The following is a 16,598-nucleotide window of genomic DNA, read 5'->3' as shown; positions in this document are numbered from 1 at the left end:
TCCAGTGAATGTATGTTAACCTTTCTGATTTGCAGATTCCTTGGGGGCTGGCTTTTTCCAGTTGCGCGAGGTCTTGCTGAAGAGCTTTTCGCAGGCAAGCAGGACCGAGGGCAGGATAAAGATTGCCACCAGCGCGCTGATGATCGCGCCGCGCGCCAGCATGGTGCAGATGCTTTTGATAATCTCGATTTTTGAGATCATCGAAACGCCCACGTTCGCGCAGAAGAATACGAGCGCCGAGGTGATGATCGATTTGTCCGAGGCGTTCGACGCAATCTTGATCGCTTCGACCCGTTCATGTCCATTTTGCAGTTCCTCGCGAAAGCGCGTGGTCATCAGGATGGCGTAGTCGACCGTTGCGCCCAGTTGGATGCAGCCGATGACGATCGGGGAGATGAACGGGATAACCGTCCCGGTGAGCGCCGGGATGCCCTGGTTGATGAAGATCGCCAGTTCGATGGCGGCGACCAGCACGACCGGGATGGTGAGCGACTTAAAACAGATACCGACGATCAGCAGGATCGCGGCGATCGATAAGAGGTTGGTCACCTGAATGTCGACTGTGGTCAGTTCGCTCAGATCCTTGGTCATCGCGCCTTCGCCGGTGATGAGGCCGTTGGGGTCGTAACGCTTGACAATTTCTGTGATCGTATCGATCTGGGCGTTTTCTTCGTCGCGCGCGGCCTTGTACTTCGAGTTGACCATCAGCATCTGCTTGCCGTCCTTTTTGCAGATATCCTTGATGTCATCCGGGATGAAGCTGTCCGGAATGCCCGGGCCAACGAATTTGTTGTAGCCGAGCAGCGTCTCGACGCCGTCCACTTTTTCGATCTCCTTCTCCATGTTTGAGAGCTGATAGGCGGGAAGATTGTCATCCACGATGATGAAATGGGTGGTTGCCATGTCAAACTCGTCGCGCATCTTGTCGGTGGCCACGGTGGACGGCAGATCCGCCGGGAGCGAACGGTCGATGTTGAAATAGATTTCGGTTTTGCTCTGCATGATGAAGGCCGGGATGAAGAGCACGAGAAAAATGGTGGTGAAGGTCTTTTTGTGGTCGATGATCCAATCGTTGAGACGGGTAAAATTCGGGATGAGGGAGCGGTGCTTCCAGCGGTGGATCAGCCCGTCAAACTGAAGCACCAGCGACGGCAGCACGACCAGCACCACAAGGATACCGATGACGATGCCCTTGGCCATGACGATGCCGAGATCCGGACCGAGCCCCAGCCGCATCGCGCACAGCGCGAGGAAGCCGGCGATGGTGGTCATTGAAGAACCGGAGAGCGAAACGAAGGCGCTTTCAATCGCGCTGGCCATCGCATCGCGCTTGTCGGCAAATTTGGGCTTTTCCTCATCATACCGGTCGACCAGGAAGATCGAATAGTCCATTGAGACACCGAGCTGCAAAATGGCGGCGATGGCCTTGGTGATGTAGGATACCTGCCCCAGGAACATATTGGTCCCAAAGTTGTAGGCGACCGCAAAGCCGATGCCGAGGATAAAGACAAACGGCAGCACTACCGATTCCATCGTGAAGCTCATTGCGATGATGGAAAAGATGACCGCAAGCACAGTGTAGAGCGGCATCTCCTGTTCAACGAGATCCTTTGTATCCTTGAGGAAGATCGAAACGCCCGCGAGAAAGCATCGTTCATCGCAAAGTGCGCGCACCTCGTCAATGGCGGCGAGCGTTTCGGTAGAGGCGCCGGGGTGTTCAAACTGCACCATGATCATGGTGGAATCCTCCACGTTTTTTGAGTAGAAGATATTTTTGATGTCATCCGGCAGAATTTCTTTCGGGATGCTGATGTCAAGCAGCTGGCTGATCCACAAGGCGTCTTTGACGTTTGGAATTTCAGCGATGTCGTCCCGCAGTTTTTCCACGTCCTTTTCGGGCATCCCTTCGATGACGAGCATCGCGGTGGCAGCGTTGTGGAAGGTGTCCTCCAGGATGACCTGTCCTTTCGAGGAGTCGAGATAATCGGGCAGATAGGACAGGATATCATAATTGACGCGGGTATTGATGATCCCGTAAAGACTGGGGATCAGCATCAGCACAGCCAGCGTCACAATGGTGGCCGGGCTGCGCGTCAGCATCCGCGCGAGTTTTTTCAGCAACAGGTATTCCCCCTCGATGTGTTTGTTTCGGCTTTCATAAAAATGTCATTGAAAATCAGCGCCGGATACGCTATGATTGGAGTAGGATTTTAAACGGAAAAGGAGGGATGCTTGGATGACGGATATCCCGCTGACCAAGCGGGTGCTGGCCGAATCGATCAAAGACCTGATGCAGAGCACGCCGCTTTCAAAGATTTCGGTGGGGGATATTACCGCCCACTGCGGGGTCAACCGCAACACCTTTTATTATCACTTCAAGGATAAATATGATCTGGTCAACTGGATTTATTATACGGAAACCTTTGAACAGATGAGCTCGTTTTCTGACCGCGCCCATTGGGAGGAGGGGCTTTGCAACCTCTGCCTGTATATGCAGCGCAACCGGAAATTTTACATCAACGCGCTGAGCGTGATGGGCCAGAATTCCTTTTCGGAATATCTGATCGATTTTTATGACAATCTCCTGATCACCTGCATCCACGAATTGACCGAGGGGCAGCAGGTGGATGAGCAGGACGTGCGCTTTGTCGCACGGTTTTATACCTATGCGTTTGTCGGCATCATCGAAGAGTGGGCCCACCGCGGCATGCAGGAGGACCCGATTCCCTATGTAAACCGGGTCAAGGAGATCATCGACGGCAGTATGGTGCGCGAGCTGCAGGAGCGCCGCGGGGAAAGCGGCCCGCTGATCTGAACTTCACTGGCAGAGCCGCACCATCCCCTCGGTGGAAAGCCCCTGGCGCGGCGTGAGCTGTAAATATCCGCATCCGCCGTTCATCAGCATACCGAGCGCTTTTATGTCCCGCTGCCAGTCGATGAGCAACAGCGGGCTTTTTTCTTTTTGGAAAAAACGCTCCGGCACAGGGGGTGGAGTATCTCCGGTGTAGGCGGCAAACAAGCTGCCGTGCGCGATCGCTTCGGCGCGTGCGGCTTCCCGCATAAAAGCGGGAAGTTCGTTCTCCGCGTAGCCGAACAGCAGTTTTTTGTCGTGCAGCCGGTCGGATGCCGCGAGCAGACCGCCGCCGGAAAGCAGGACGGCGATGACGTTCGGTGCCTGGGAGAACTGTTCCGCCACGGCTTCGGTGATAAGCGCGCCGTCAGCTTCCAGCAGAAAAGTGGATTCGGGAAACTGCGCCGCGAGCGCACACAGGCCGCTGATCGCCTGCGCACTGTCCGGGCAGAAACGGTAGATATAGATCCCAAGATTCCGGCAGTTTTGCAGCACCGGCGCGAGCGAAGCGCTGCCGCATGGCCCTTCGAAACTGATGAGCCACGGCAGGGCCGCATGATATTTGCGGGAGGACTGGGTGAGTTGCGCGGAGCCGTAGGTGAAGCAGGTGTAGCCGAGGTTCACGCCAAGCAGGCGGACAATCTTTTCGTCCACTTCGCGGATCACCCGCAGCAGCATCGCATTATAGGGACTTTTGGGGTTGCGTACATTTTTGCGCACCATCTCGCAGAACTCCTTCTGCCGGGTGCTGGCCGCAAGGGCGGCTCCCAAGTCCACAAGGTTTCGGATCCCGCGGTAGGTGTCCTTTTTCATGTTCGGAATTGCCCGGTCAATCGCGGAACCGACCGCCAGCCGCATCATCTGGTGACGGAATTCCATATGAACCCCTCCTAAACTTCCTTCTGTAGCCCAGTATAGCGGCCGGGGTTCCAATTTGGTATGGACAGTTTTTTGATCTGTACAAATTTTGGGCAAAAATAAAAATTGCCCAAAAATTGGGCCTGTTTTTCGGCAGAATATACCCTGCAAAAGTTTCACAAAATCTTTACAATTATTCTGCAAAATACTGCCTTATCTGTTTGATTTATGTGCACAACTGGTGTATGATGGTTATACAGAGAAGCTGAGATAATGCTTGGAATTTTGAAAAAGAAGGGTGATAACAATGAAAACTTTCGGCAAGAGAGCGCTTTCGCTGTGCCTGTCCCTGGTACTGGTGCTGGGACTGTGCGTGGTTGCCAGCGCTGCAACAACCGCTGCCAGCCCGGTATATGGGCTGACCGTGCAGAATAAAAACCTGCTCTTTACCCAGAACGGCCAGACGGTAGGCACCTTCACCGCGCGCGACACCAAATTGACACTGACCACCGACAAGGACAAAGATTTCCTCGTTTGCTATTATGACGCTAACAACAAGTACCGTGCGGTCAGCCTTGGCAAGCAGACCTCCCTGGTCATTGGAGGAAAGATGGACGCACTGACCGTCAACAAGGCCCTCAATGACAAGATCACCATCACTACCGCCTCCAATTCGGAGATTGGCACCTTTAAGGTTGCCTCCCCGAATACGGTGCGTATCCAGGGAAAAGTTGGTACGCTGACCGTGACCGACGCCGCCAAGATCACCTTGGCCAGCAGCGCAAAGGTCACCAGCAAATCGCTTGTAAAAACCGCCAAGCTGACAACGGAAAAAGGCGCGCAGTCCGGAACGGCGAAACCGGCCGTCACCACGAAGCCCAGCACGGGCGCCATCAAGGTGAAGGCGGACCCGATCGAAGCGGATGATGGCGACAAGCTGCGCGATCTGCTTGAAGATCTCAACGACAATGTTTATGCGTATGACAGCAAGACCGACGACGAGATCAGCGGGACCTGCGAATGGGTCTCCTCCGGCAGCCGCGAGGTCACCAAGGACGGCACCTTCAGCTTCACCTTTATCCCGGATGACAGGGATTACGATCCGGTCAAAGGCAGCGTGAAGATTTATGTCGATGGCGCTTTCGGTGAGATCGACCTGGTTTATGACGGCGGACATTCGGTCAAGGTTGCTTCAGGAACCAAAATGAAGGAACTCAAAGATTGGCTGAAGGATAATGTCTATGCCGAGGATGACAATGGTGACGAGGTCAAGGGTAGTATTAAATGGAGCTACGGTTCGAGCGACAAGATTGAAAGAAACAGAACCTATAAGTTTACCTTCAAACCGTCCAGCAGCAAATACGACGACGAGGACGGAGAGATCGACGTGATCATCGACGATAAGAATCCCGATATCGGATAATTCAAATCATAGCTGCAAAACCGCCCTTCCAGGTTCCTGGAAGGGCGGTTTTATGTTATACTATGGGAAGCGGGGATAGGGAACAGTTTGATATTGAAATAGCGGGAGATTGGCGGTGAAACACGGATGTGTGAACAATTTTTTCAGGTAGAAAAGCAGGGCATTGTGCTTTCTGCGCGTGTGATCCCAATGGGAGAAGATCTGTGTGTTGCGGTTTGGGGCGGCGACCGGCCGCATATTGGCTGCGCGGCGGTGGGGGTCCCCCGTGAAAGCCTTTGCGGGGGTGGCGGAAAAAGCGCCACGATTTCCACCCTTAATCTGACTGGTCATAAGGACGATGCGGTCGCGAACCTGGTAGCGGACCGGCTGGCGTCGGCGCGCGGCCGGCCCGCAGCGGTTGTTTGCGGCGTGCATATCGATGGGATAACGCGGGAACAGATTGCCTGCGTCTGCGAATTGGCAAAGGCGCTTGCGGAGCAGATCCTGCAAGGAATGGCCGAATTACACCATTAATTTCACAATTTCCGTAAAACCCGATCCACCTAAGTCACTCCAGCGAAAATGCGGAATAATCCGAGAACAGCTTATCATCTAATCCTGCAAACACTTCGGAGCGGTCCGGCGCGATGTTTTGCGGCATCAAACGATAGACCCAGGTGGTATTATAATAATGCTTAAAGGTATTATTCTCGGAATAGGCATTGCCGCCCCAGCTGCCGCAGCCAAGGGAGAAGGTCCAGGGCATTTTATTATTATAGGCGCCCGCATTGTTTAAACCTGTACAGGCATTGACGGCAACGCGGGAAGTGTGCGTCTTGCTCGCAAAGCGGAGGATATGTTCTTCATCGGCGCTGTGGATCGAACAGGAGTGTCCTGCTCCGGAGATTGAATGAATATTGTTGACGAGTTCAATTCCAGAATCCAGATCTTTTACTTTCCATATGGCAATCACAGGAGAAAGCTTTTCTTCTGTCATGGGATACGCTTCACCCCAATGCGTTTCCTCTGCCATGAGGAAGGTACAGGTATCGGGAACTTGAAATCCCGCTGCCTTCGCAATATGCTGTGGCGTATGAATAATACAGTCTACATTCAGCTTGCCGTTTTTCCAAAGGACGTTGATGAGTTTTTCCTTTTCTTCCGCATTGCAGAGATAACCGCCCTCCTTTTTCAACGCGTCAATCATTTTGTCATAAACAGCCGCATGAATCACCACCGAGTTTTCGGTAGAGCAGCCAGATCCCCAGTCGTTCATCTCCGCATCGCGAATACCACGCGCCGTATTTTCCAAATCGGCAGAGTCATCCACGTAAGAAATCGAGTTTCCAGCGCCCACGCCAAAGGCGGGAGTGCCAGAAGAGTACGCCGCTTTTACCATCGCGGCCCCACCGGTCGCAATGACAAAATCAGCCTTTTTCATCAGGATATCTGTCATGCGCAGGGAAGGATTTTCGACACACTGCAGCAAATCTTTCGGATATCCCATGCGGTCCAGCAGTTCTCGAAGATCATTTACCACAAAGTTGGTGACTTTTTTCGTCCTGGGATGCGGGGAAAAGATCATTGCGTTTTTGGCCATTAAACCAAAAATTGTTTGGCAGGCGACCAGGCCTGTGGGCACTGTCATGGGGACCAGCGAAGCGATGACTCCCAAGGGTTTTGCAATTTTGACCAGATATCCATCGGGGTCTTCTTCGATGACCCCCACTGTTTTCACACCGTCAACCTGGGCTGCCAGACCCAGGGGACGGGAAACAAGCTGCGCAATTTTGCTTTCCAAACGTCCGCTTCCACCGTTTTCTGCGAACAATGCGTTCGACCAGACGTCAGCTCTATCGTATGAAAGACGCGCTACCGCTTTTGCGATCCGGCGCACATCCTCCTGCGTCAACTTTTCGATCGCATCCATTGCCGCTTTTCCCTTTGCCACCATTTCGGCAATTTGTGCGTTCATCTGTTCTTCGGTTAATTTTTGATGCTCCATGAAAATCCTTCTTTCTGTGTTCCTGTTTAAAAATACATTCAGGCCGATTGCCTATATAGGGAACTGTAAAAATCAATAATTTATGAGACGCGCGTTTTTGTGTTATGTTCCAAATATCAAACCCGGCAGATAGGTACAAGTGCCCGGGACAAAGGTAACAATCAGCAATGAGACGAGAAGCGCAATAAAATAGGGCATAATTGCAGATGTAATCTCTTTGAATTTTAAATTCGTGATGCCTTGCAGGACATAAAGAACCAGGCCGACAGGCGGCGTAATCAATCCGATCATCAGATTCAGTACAAAAATAATACCGAAATGAACGGGATCGATGCCGAACGATGTCATAATAGGCAACAGAACCGGTACAAGGATTAAAGTTGCCGCCCCGGATTCCATAAAACATCCTACAAGAAGCAGGAAAATGTTTACAACAATTAGCGCAACAGTGCGGGAATGGATAAACTCTGTGAACCAAGTTAGAATTAACTGCGGAATCTGTTCATTTGCCATAATCCATCCAAAAGCCTGGGCTGCGCATAAAATAGCCATAATAGGAACCGCGGAATTAACGCTTTCCGTCAAGGTATTCTTAAAATCAGAGATGGTCATTTGACGGTAAACAAATGCCAGAAACAGGGAGTAGAGAATTGCGAGCACAGCCGCTTCTGTTGGCGTTACAACGCCGGCAATCATGCCCGCCAGAATAATAACCGGTGTCAACAAGGAGAGAAACGACCGTCCCAAAGAAGAAAATAGTGCGCGGAAGCCCATCCATTTTTCGCGCGGATATTTATGGATAAAACATTCGATTAAGACCATAATACCCAGACAAACCGACATCACAACTCCTGGAATCGCCCCTGCGACAAACAGTTTTCCAATAGACTGGCTGGATGCCACGCCATATAAAACGCAGGGGATGCTTGGCGGAATGATTGGTCCGATGATGGCGGAACTTCCTGTAATCGCCGTTGCAAACTTTTTATCATAGCCCGCATCGGTCATTGCCTTAATTTCAATTTTGCCAAGACCGGCGGCGTCCGCAACCGCAGAACCGGACATCCCCGCGAAGATGACGCTTGCCAGGATATTGGCATGCCCCAGTCCACCCGGTACCCAGCCGACTGCGTGGTTGGCAAATCCAAAAATACGATCGGTTACACCGCCGCTGTTCATGATATTGCTCGCCAGAATAAAAAATGGGATCGCTAACAAGACGAAAGAGTTTGCGCCCGCAACCATGCGCTGTGCCATCAACATGAAAGGCAGCTCATTTACGATCATATAGATGGCGGAACAGAAAACCATAGAGAAGGCAACGGAACCTCCAAAAAGCAAAACAACCATAAAAATCAGGAAAAAGAATCCCATATTCACAGCGTCGAATCCTCCTTTTTCCGGAATGTGTCAAACAAGAACAGTTCGATGATGTGCAGGACAACTAAAACAGAACCAACAGTGACCATACCGTAAATATAGGAGTAGGGCATATTCAGTGCGGTGGAGCGAATTTTATGCTGCGCAATTGCCATTTGCAATGAATATGGGATCAAATAAAGGAAAAACAGCAGGGATAACCCCCTCATAACAGTGGTAAACCTTCTTTTCCATTTTTCACTCATCAGATCAATAAACAACTCCACCTTGACATGCCCTTTGGTCGCGACGCAATGTCCCATTTCCAACATAATCAACCAAACAAAGAGAAATCGAGACGCTTCTTCCGTCCAGATCAAAGGCCTGTGCATGATATACCGGAAAAAAACCTGTATAACAACTACAAAAATCATTGCGAACAGGAGAGCCCGCCCAAGCCACTCCTCAACGCGAAAAAGGCCGTGATAGAATTTTTTTATCTGATTCATTCCGATCTCCTTAAAACCATTTCAGATAAAGGGTGCCTGAAGGAAATCTGCAGACACCCTTATCAAGTTTATTCTTTTGGAGTTGCAATCGCACTCTCGTACAAGCCTTCATTCCAATTTGACGAGAATTCATCAATAACACTCTTTGCATTTGCTTTGAATGCTTCAACATCCGGGTGAAGGACTTTCATTCCATATCCTTCCAGCTCTGAAATCTGGGATTTCTCAGCTTCTTCAATTAATTGGCTGCCTTTTGCAACCGCATGATCCACGGCCGTCTGCACAATCGCTTTGATGTCGTCGGGAAGCGACTGCCACTTTTCTTCGTTGATAACAAACGCAACTGGAGCCAGCACATGTCCGGTCAGGACCAGTTCATTTTGGACTTCGTAGAATTTCGCGGACAGAATATTTGCAAGCGGGTTCTCCTGCGCGTCAACAATTTTCTGGGACAGGGCGAGATACAGTTCGCTGTATGCCAGAGGGGTGGGATCGGCGCCCAGTGCGCGTCCGGTTGCCAGGGAAATCGGGGCGTCAATCACGCGCAGTTTCATCCCCTTTAAGTCTGCGGGAGTCTTTACGTCAATGTCATTGCAGGTGAGATGCCTGCTGCCGAAATAATAGGTCCCCAGAACGCGAATCTTTGTCGTTGACGCCATATCGTCCCACATGGGGTCCAACCCATCGCCATTTGCAAAATTCAACATCTGTTTCGGTGTGTCAAAGACATACGGCGCGTCAAAAATTTGCAGGGAAGGATAGTAAGTAGATAAAGCGCTATGGCCGGGAGCGACAACCATATCGTTAATTCCGTTTGCGACCATATCCACCATCTCTTTTTCATTGCCAAGCTGTTCAGAGAAATATGCAGTTGCTTTAATTCGGCCTCCGCCTTGTTCGTTTAATTCATCCACGAGTCCTTGGTATGCCTCTGCAACGATGTGGGTTGCCGGCTGGTTGGTGCCAAAATTAAAAACATAGACTTCATCGTTTTCGCTGCCCGCAGCTTCTGCGCTTTTCGCACTAGACACAGTCCCAGAGCTTGCAGGAGCGCTGGGGGAAGCGGTATTTCCGCCACAGGCGGCCAAAGATAACAGGATAGCGACAGAGATCGAGAGTGCAACTAAATTTTTCATTTTCACTTCTCCTTTGGTTTCATTTAAGGCAATACCGCACTAAAATTTTGTGCAGTGAGATCCAGAGTGTGGTGACTAAGCTATTGCCGTTTCGCCCCCACTGAAAATCAGGGAAAACCGGGGGGCCTGATGCCCATCAGGTGAAAAAAGAACAGATCCGGATACTTTGGTTATTAAATATTAACGCCTCCTTCATCTTTATAATTTTTTCTGATTGCCTGTGCAATTCCATCTGCATCAATGCCGTGTTTATGCATCAGATAATCCAGCGTGGCGGTCTCTCCAAAACAGTCCTGCAGACCCAACCGCGCCATTGAAACTGGGGTTCCCTCCGTCGTCACAACCTCTGCGACTGCCGCTCCCAGGCCACCGATCACCGAATGGTTTTCCGCCGTCACAATGGTTTTCACATGCTTTGCGCATTCCAGGACCGCCTGGCGGTCGATCGGCTTGATCGAGGACATATGCAGATGATAAACCTGTATGCCCTCCGACCGCAACGCCTCACACGCCTGGATGCCCGCCTCTGTAGTGATTCCCGTTGTAATCAGGCCGACCTTTTCTCCCGGCTGCAGAAGTTCCGCCTTTCCGGGTTCGAAACGGAACCCCTCCTTGTGAAAGACAGGATACTGTCCCTTATTGGAACGAATATAAACTGGCCCCACATGTTCCGCCGCATAGCGGATGATCTGTGCAAATTCCTCCGCATCCCCGGGATCGAACACTTGGAAACGGGGAATAGCCTGGAAAATTGCCAGGTCGGAAATCGAGATATGGGTACCGCCGTTTTTTTCGCTGGTTAACCCGGCGGAGGTTCCTACGATCTTTACGTTGAAATTGTTATACGCCACCGAATTAATGACCTGATCACAGCCTCTCTGCGCGGCAAAACAGGCAAAGGTGGAAGCAAAAGGGATTTTACCGGTGGCAGACATTCCTGCCGCAAAGCCGATCAGGTTTTGCTCGGCAATTCCTACATCATAATGGCGCTCTGGATATGCCTCTTTAAATACCACGCTGCCCGAAGCTTTCATCAAATCCGCTTCGATCACGACCAGGTTCTTGTTGTTTTTTCCCAGTTCCACCAACGTTTCGCCATAGATCTGATTCGTATCTCTCATTACCATATCAACCGACGCTCCTCTCCAAGTCGCGTTTTCCGACAGCAAACTGTTCCGGGGTTATTTTTCCACTGTGCCAAACATAGTTATCTTCCATGAAAGAAACGCCTTTGCCTTTCTTGGTGTGGGCAATGACCACAACTGGCTGCTTCTCATGCAGCTTTGCTTTTGCAAAGGTTTTTTTCAGGTCAGCCGTGTCGTGCCCGTCGCATTCCAGGACATGCCAGCCAAAGGCGCGCCATTTATCGGCAAATGGTTCCAGACCGATCACGTCCGACACCCGGCCGTCGATCTGGCATTTATTATAGTCCACCACCGCAATGAGGTTATCCAGATGATATTGCGCCGCAAGCATCGCGGCTTCCCACACCTGTCCCTCGTCGCACTCGCCGTCGCCCAGCACTGCATAAACATAGGTATCCGGGTACTTTTCCTTTAACGTGATAGCCATACCGCAGGCTACCGAAAGGCCCTGTCCGAGCGGACCGGCGGAAAACTCGATTCCGCGCACCTTCATGCGGTCAATATGTTTGGGCAAACTGCCGCCGTTCTGATCCAGCTCCGCCAATCTTTTTTTATCAATAATTCCTTTGTCCGCCAGCACAACATATAAAGCGGGGCCGGCATGTCCTTTGCAGAGGATAAAACGATCACGGTCCGGGGCTTCCGGCTCATCCGCCCGGTACATCACGTCATAGTGGAGAACCGTTAAAATTTCAATTACAGAAAGAGAACCACCGTAATGCCCTCCTCCTGCGTTTGTAATTGTTTCAAAGGTAAGTTTTCGCAATTCGTTTGCTTTTTGCTGCAGATTCATGGTCTGATTCTTCTCCCTTCATCAATTAGACCGGTACTGTTGTATCCGATCCAACACACGCTTTGCACGGGCAATTATTGGGGCGTCCACCATCTTCCCGTCGAGTGAAAAGGCTCCTAAATGACTGTTTTCGGGCAACTGTGAGATCTCTACCACTCGCTGCGCAAAGGCAACCTCCGCTTCTGACGGGATGAAACTATGGTTGATGATCTCCAGCTGCGCGGGATGAATTGCAGTTTTTGCCTTAAATCCGGCTTGTTTTGCAACACAAATATCTTGTTCCAGCCCAGCGTTATCTTTAAAGTCAACATACGGAGTATCGATTGCCTGAACTTCTTGGCTCCGGCAGACAAGCCCGATTATTTGCCTGGCCATGAGAACTTCTTCGCTGCTTTTCGTTCTCGCAATCTCCAGATCTCTCGTATAGTCCTCGGCGCCAAACTGAACGGCTTTGATATGGGCGGAAGCTGTGATGGTGGCCTCCAGATGAATTAATCCGAACGCGGTTTCGATCAGCGGAATTAAGAGGAGGCTCTCGAGGACTCCCAGTTTTTTAAAATCGCGATCTACTGTTTTAACACTTTCCGGACATGCTTTCGGCAGTACGATCCCAGTTATCGGAAGCGTAACTGCAAGTTTTAAATCTTCCGTATACTGCGCTGATGCTGGATCATTAATCCGAATAAAAATCTCTTTTTTCGAACTTTTTTGATTCAGGAAATTTGCGGTCACTTCACGCGCAAGTTCTTTCTGGCTAAGGGTGACGGCATCTTCCCAGTCGATAATCATACTGTCGCATACGCTGAAAATTCCTTTTTCCAACATATGGGGCTTATCTCCTGGAACATATAATAATGATCTTCGGTAAGCGTTTTCCATTTATATCCCTCATTACTACAACGTTGTAATTCATTTGATTTTATTAAACCCTTTAAAAGTAAAAATGTCAAGCATATTTTTGAATTATATTATAATTGCGGCTTTATTCTATTTATTACACTAGTTTTATGGGCTGTTTTTGTAAATAATCAACTATTACGTTTTAGTAAAAAATTTAAAAAAAGCTTGATTATACGAAAAAAAGAAACTATACTTAAGGTGGCGCGGCACAACGGCCTAAAAATCCGCAAACAATGCCAAAGATATACAGCAGTGTGATGGCAGCCCTTTTTATCAGTAAAGAGCTGTCTGGAGGCATCATTCTGCTGTTTCAAACCTTTTATCACAAATGATCTAATTATCTAATAAAAAGAGGTGAGCGATATTTAGCCTCCGTCAATATCATTTAAGATATGTCTACAAAAGTACGGCTGATTGACATTGCGCAGGCGGCAGGAGTTTCTGTCTCTGCGGTTTCCAAAGCATTGGGAAATAGTTCCGAACTTCCGCAGGCAACGAAAGATCGCATCCTTGATTATGCAAACCGCTTAGGGTATCGACCAAACTTTACCGCGCGGTCATTGCGGCTCGGACGCAGCAATTTATTGGGGGTTCTCATTCCGGATATTACGAATGCATATTATGCCTCCATCCTAAAAGGAATTGAAGCAAAGGCGCGTTCCTATGGTTTTACCACGATCATTACGATCACAAACGAAGACTCTGAAATAGAGAAAAACACCTTGGACGCGTTCCTTTCGGTTCCTGTGGACGGCATTTTATCTGTTCCGATCGATTTGAACAATTATGCTCCTTTGGAAATACCCCTTGTTTTGCTCTCGAGGTATCCATTTTTCGAAGGTATTTCTTATCCCGCGCACGCTATTCCAAATAAGGAATTTAATTATGTGTTGAGCAATGATTTTAAAGGTCAATATTTAGCCACAAACCATCTGCTGTCTTGCCAGCTCCAAGAGGTCTATCTCATATTAGGGGAGGCATCAAACAAAGTGGTGGCCGGTATGAAATCCGCCATTCGCTTATCCGCATACAAGGAAGCCTTAAAGGAAAATCAGGTGCCTTTCGATCCCTCCAAAGTATTTTATCATGGGGATGTTTTTTCTTCCGTCTATGATATCACAGATCAAATTTGTAAAACTGCCCGAAGGCCCTTTGGAATCTCCCTGACAAATGATTCTACCGCGGTAAGCGCATATAGTGCTATTTTCAAAAACGGTCTCTCCATTCCGAAAGACGTGCAGATCGTCGGTTATGACGACATCGAAATATCCCGGCATTTTTTCCCCGAACTCACTACCATTCATTCCGCAAAACAATCTATTGGCGAACAAGGCGTTTCGCTAATTGCCGATTTTATTGGCAGCGATAAACCGAACCGGTCAAAAATCCGCACGATTTTTGATCCTTATCTTATTGAACGGCAGACAACAGCTTTTGTGGAATAACACAGATGCGGGATTTTTAAAAGCGTCTCTGTGCCTTTAGAGGAACCGCAAGCCGTCTGCCATAATGCTTTCCTGGGATTTTGGGGATTACTCAATCTTCATGGCCGCGTGATTGCGGAACTTGGAAAGAGTATTGTAAACTATTTTTTAAAAAATAGTTTACAATACCCTTTTTTTATGATACAATACCCTCGGAAAGGACAGGTGAGGGAATGTCGTCCAAAAGTGAAGTGCTGTCGGTACTCGAATCCCAAAAGGGCATCTACATCTCTGGGGAAGCGCTTGCCCGGAAGCTTGGCATCTCCCGCGCCGCAGTCTGGAAAGCGATTGGCGAGCTGCGGGAGGAGGGCTACCGAATAACGGCGGTCACCCGAAAAGGCTACCTGCTCGAAAACGCGAGCGATCTTCTCTCTGCCGAAGCGGTGCGCCTTTTCCTGCGCCGTGAGCCCGGACGGGAGATCATCTGCCGCAAACTGGTCTCTTCGACCAATCAGGCCGCGAAGGAACTGGCGCTTTCGGGCGCGCCGGATGGCGCCCTCCTGCTTGCGGAGGAGCAAAGTGAGGGCCGCGGGCGGCGCGGCCGGGGATTTGTCTCTCCGCCCGGCGCAGGCATCTATCTGAGCGCGCTTTTGCGTCCGCAGCTTTTGGCGGTGGACGCGGTACTGATCACGGCTGCGGCCGCAGTGGCAGTCTGCGAAGCGGTGCAGGCACTCTGCGGGATCGATTTGGGGATCAAATGGGTCAACGACCTTTATTTGGGGGACAGGAAGGTCTGCGGGATTCTCACCGAAGCCGCCACCGATTTTGAGAGCGGCTCGGTTGAGTATATGGTGGTTGGCATCGGGATCAACTTTACCACGCGGCCGGAAGATTTTCCAGAAGAGCTGCGCACGGTCGCCGGTTCGCTTTTCCCGAAAGGGGAAGCTCCGGTTTCCCGCAGCCAGCTTGCTGCGGAGATTGTGAACCGGCTGGAAGAACTGTTGCCCGGCCTGCCGCAGCGGCGGTTCCTCGCCGCCTACCGCGCGCGTTCCATTCTGCTCGGGGAACGGGTCGAAGTGCTGCGCGGCGAAAAACGGGAGATTGCCCGCGCCGTTGCGATTGACGACGATGCGCGGCTTGTGATCCAAAAAGAGGACAATACCACCGAAGCGCTGCGCTCCGGTGAAATCAGCATCAGGAGGAAACCAGTATGAAACAGCGCATCACCACCCACGATATGATCCTCTGCGCGCTTTTTGCCGCGCTTACCGCTCTGCTTTCACAGCTTGCCATTCCGCTCCAGCCGGTTCCGATCAATCTGGCGACTTTGGCGGTTTTCCTTGCGGGCGGCATCCTTGGCGCGAAATACGGGGCGCTCAGCCAGCTCGTCTATGTGCTGGTCGGCGCGGTAGGCGCGCCGGTATTCTCATCCTTTACCGGCGGCGTGGGGATTTTGGTCGGCCCAACCGGCGGATATATTGCAGGATACATTATGGCGGCTTTGCTTGTCGGATGGATGACTGAAAAGTTCGGAAAGACGAATTTTGTACTGGTGTCCTCGATGCTGCTGGGGATGGCCGTTTATGACCTGCTCGGCACCGCGTGGTTCATGATTTCGACCGGCACCGGCCTCATGCAGTCACTTGCGCTTTGTGTTGTTCCGTTCCTGTTCGGTGACGCGCTTAAAATCCTGGCGGCAGCGATCCTTGTCCCGCGCATCTGCGGGGTGCTCCGCCGGGGTCCGGCGCGCGTGGCGTGAACGGCGAGCCCCTGCGGCTGCGGCCGCACCATGGGATTTGCCTGCGTTTCTTTAATGGAAAGGGATATGATAAAGCTTTTGTAAAGAACATGGCATGCGTCGCAGACAGCCTGAAAATGAATCCGGAGCGGCAGGTGATGCTCCTCTGCGGCGTGGACGCGCTCTGTATCAGCTGTCCGCATAACTGCGGCGGGGAATGCGACAGTGAAAAACCCGCACGGTATGACTCGGCGGTTTTGTCGCTCTGCGGTCTTCAGGACGGGGAGCTCCTCCAATGGCGGGATTTTCAGCGGCTGGTTTTGGAAAAGATCCTCGCGCCGGGAAAGCGGGAGACAGTCTGCGGGGACTGCGTCTGGACCCAAATCTGTCCGGCACGGGAATAAAAACGCGAAAGGCCGCTTGCAAGCGGCCTTTTGTTGTGCTATGATTTTCCCTGAGATAAGACGGGAGGGGAACG

Annotated in this window: 16 protein-coding genes; 7 read left to right on the top strand and 9 right to left on the bottom strand. The window is 50.8% G+C overall.

Going from position 1 to position 16,598, the window contains the following annotated elements:
• Positions 1-15: 15 nt before the first annotated feature.
• Complete coding sequence (locus BN4275_RS16185; RefSeq protein WP_066460057.1) at positions 16-2,121, bottom strand: efflux RND transporter permease subunit; 2,106 nt, start codon at positions 2,119-2,121, stop codon at positions 16-18.
• A gap of 115 nt (positions 2,122-2,236) precedes the next feature.
• On the opposite strand from BN4275_RS16185, the gene dhaS reads away from it, so the two are divergent.
• A complete protein-coding gene (gene dhaS, locus BN4275_RS16180) occupies positions 2,237-2,815 on the top strand; it encodes a dihydroxyacetone kinase transcriptional activator DhaS (RefSeq protein WP_066460056.1) in 579 nt (192 codons plus the stop codon).
• A 3-nt stretch (positions 2,816-2,818) separates the two neighbouring features.
• Here the strand turns inward: dhaS and BN4275_RS16175 are convergent, their stop codons facing one another.
• On the bottom strand, positions 2,819-3,730 hold the full coding sequence (locus BN4275_RS16175; protein WP_066460055.1) for a hypothetical protein: 912 nt from the start codon (positions 3,728-3,730) through the stop codon (positions 2,819-2,821).
• A 286-nt stretch (positions 3,731-4,016) separates the two neighbouring features.
• Between BN4275_RS16175 and BN4275_RS16170 the strand changes: the two genes are divergently transcribed.
• Together BN4275_RS16170 and lpdD are read left to right on the top strand one after the other, a co-directional pair.
• Positions 4,017-5,132, top strand: a complete 1,116-nt coding sequence (locus BN4275_RS16170; protein WP_066460054.1) for a hypothetical protein — start codon at positions 4,017-4,019, stop codon at positions 5,130-5,132.
• A 126-nt stretch (positions 5,133-5,258) separates the two neighbouring features.
• Entirely contained in the window at positions 5,259-5,645 is a 387-nt protein-coding gene (gene lpdD / locus BN4275_RS16165; protein WP_066460053.1) for a prenylated flavin chaperone LpdD, read from the top strand.
• Positions 5,646-5,679: 34 nt separating this feature from the next.
• Here lpdD and BN4275_RS16160 read toward each other — a convergent pair whose 3' ends face one another.
• From BN4275_RS16160 to BN4275_RS16130, 7 genes are all read right to left on the bottom strand, one after another.
• Positions 5,680-7,116: an aldehyde dehydrogenase family protein gene (locus BN4275_RS16160; protein WP_079988326.1), complete on the bottom strand. Its 1,437-nt coding sequence runs from the start codon at positions 7,114-7,116 to the stop codon at positions 5,680-5,682.
• A 102-nt stretch (positions 7,117-7,218) separates the two neighbouring features.
• On the bottom strand, positions 7,219-8,490 hold the full coding sequence (locus BN4275_RS16155; protein WP_066460052.1) for a TRAP transporter large permease: 1,272 nt from the start codon (positions 8,488-8,490) through the stop codon (positions 7,219-7,221).
• A 2-nt stretch (positions 8,491-8,492) separates the two neighbouring features.
• The gene (locus tag BN4275_RS16150) at positions 8,493-8,984 is read right to left on the bottom strand and encodes a TRAP transporter small permease (RefSeq protein WP_066460051.1); all 492 of its coding nucleotides are present in this window, start codon (positions 8,982-8,984) and stop codon (positions 8,493-8,495) included.
• A 68-nt stretch (positions 8,985-9,052) separates the two neighbouring features.
• Positions 9,053-10,120, bottom strand: coding sequence for a DctP family TRAP transporter solute-binding subunit (locus BN4275_RS16145; RefSeq protein ID WP_066460050.1), 1,068 nt, complete (start codon positions 10,118-10,120; stop codon positions 9,053-9,055).
• Positions 10,121-10,293: 173 nt separating this feature from the next.
• Positions 10,294-11,247 (bottom strand): transketolase family protein, encoded by a 954-nt coding sequence (locus tag BN4275_RS16140; RefSeq protein WP_066460049.1) that lies wholly within the window; start codon positions 11,245-11,247, stop codon positions 10,294-10,296.
• Position 11,248: 1 nt separating this feature from the next.
• Entirely contained in the window at positions 11,249-12,058 is an 810-nt protein-coding gene (locus BN4275_RS16135; protein ID WP_066460048.1) for a transketolase, read from the bottom strand.
• Positions 12,059-12,079: 21 nt separating this feature from the next.
• Positions 12,080-12,937 carry an HpcH/HpaI aldolase/citrate lyase family protein gene (locus tag BN4275_RS16130; RefSeq protein WP_066460047.1) on the bottom strand — a complete coding sequence of 286 codons (858 nt, stop codon included), beginning with the start codon at positions 12,935-12,937 and terminating at the stop codon, positions 12,080-12,082.
• Positions 12,938-13,350: 413 nt separating this feature from the next.
• Here BN4275_RS16130 and BN4275_RS16125 point away from each other — a divergent pair, with 413 nt between their 5' ends.
• From BN4275_RS16125 to BN4275_RS16110, 4 genes are all read left to right on the top strand, one after another.
• Positions 13,351-14,403, top strand: coding sequence for a LacI family DNA-binding transcriptional regulator (locus BN4275_RS16125; RefSeq protein WP_066460046.1), 1,053 nt, complete (start codon positions 13,351-13,353; stop codon positions 14,401-14,403).
• A 212-nt stretch (positions 14,404-14,615) separates the two neighbouring features.
• Positions 14,616-15,596, top strand: a complete 981-nt coding sequence (locus BN4275_RS16120) for a biotin--[acetyl-CoA-carboxylase] ligase (protein WP_066460045.1) — start codon at positions 14,616-14,618, stop codon at positions 15,594-15,596.
• Positions 15,593-16,141 (top strand): biotin transporter BioY, encoded by a 549-nt coding sequence (locus tag BN4275_RS16115; protein WP_066460044.1) that lies wholly within the window; start codon positions 15,593-15,595, stop codon positions 16,139-16,141. Before BN4275_RS16120 ends, BN4275_RS16115 begins: the two co-directional genes overlap by 4 nt.
• Complete coding sequence (locus BN4275_RS16110) at positions 16,138-16,524, top strand: DUF1284 domain-containing protein (RefSeq protein ID WP_066460043.1); 387 nt, start codon at positions 16,138-16,140, stop codon at positions 16,522-16,524. Before BN4275_RS16115 ends, BN4275_RS16110 begins: the two co-directional genes overlap by 4 nt.
• The last annotated feature ends 74 nt before the right edge of the window (positions 16,525-16,598 follow it).

Origin of the sequence: Anaerotruncus rubiinfantis (genome assembly GCF_900078395.1) — a bacterium.
Classification (GTDB): Bacteria; Bacillota; Clostridia; order Oscillospirales; family Ruminococcaceae; genus Anaerotruncus; species Anaerotruncus rubiinfantis.
This window is presented reverse-complemented; position numbering and strand designations above follow the sequence as displayed.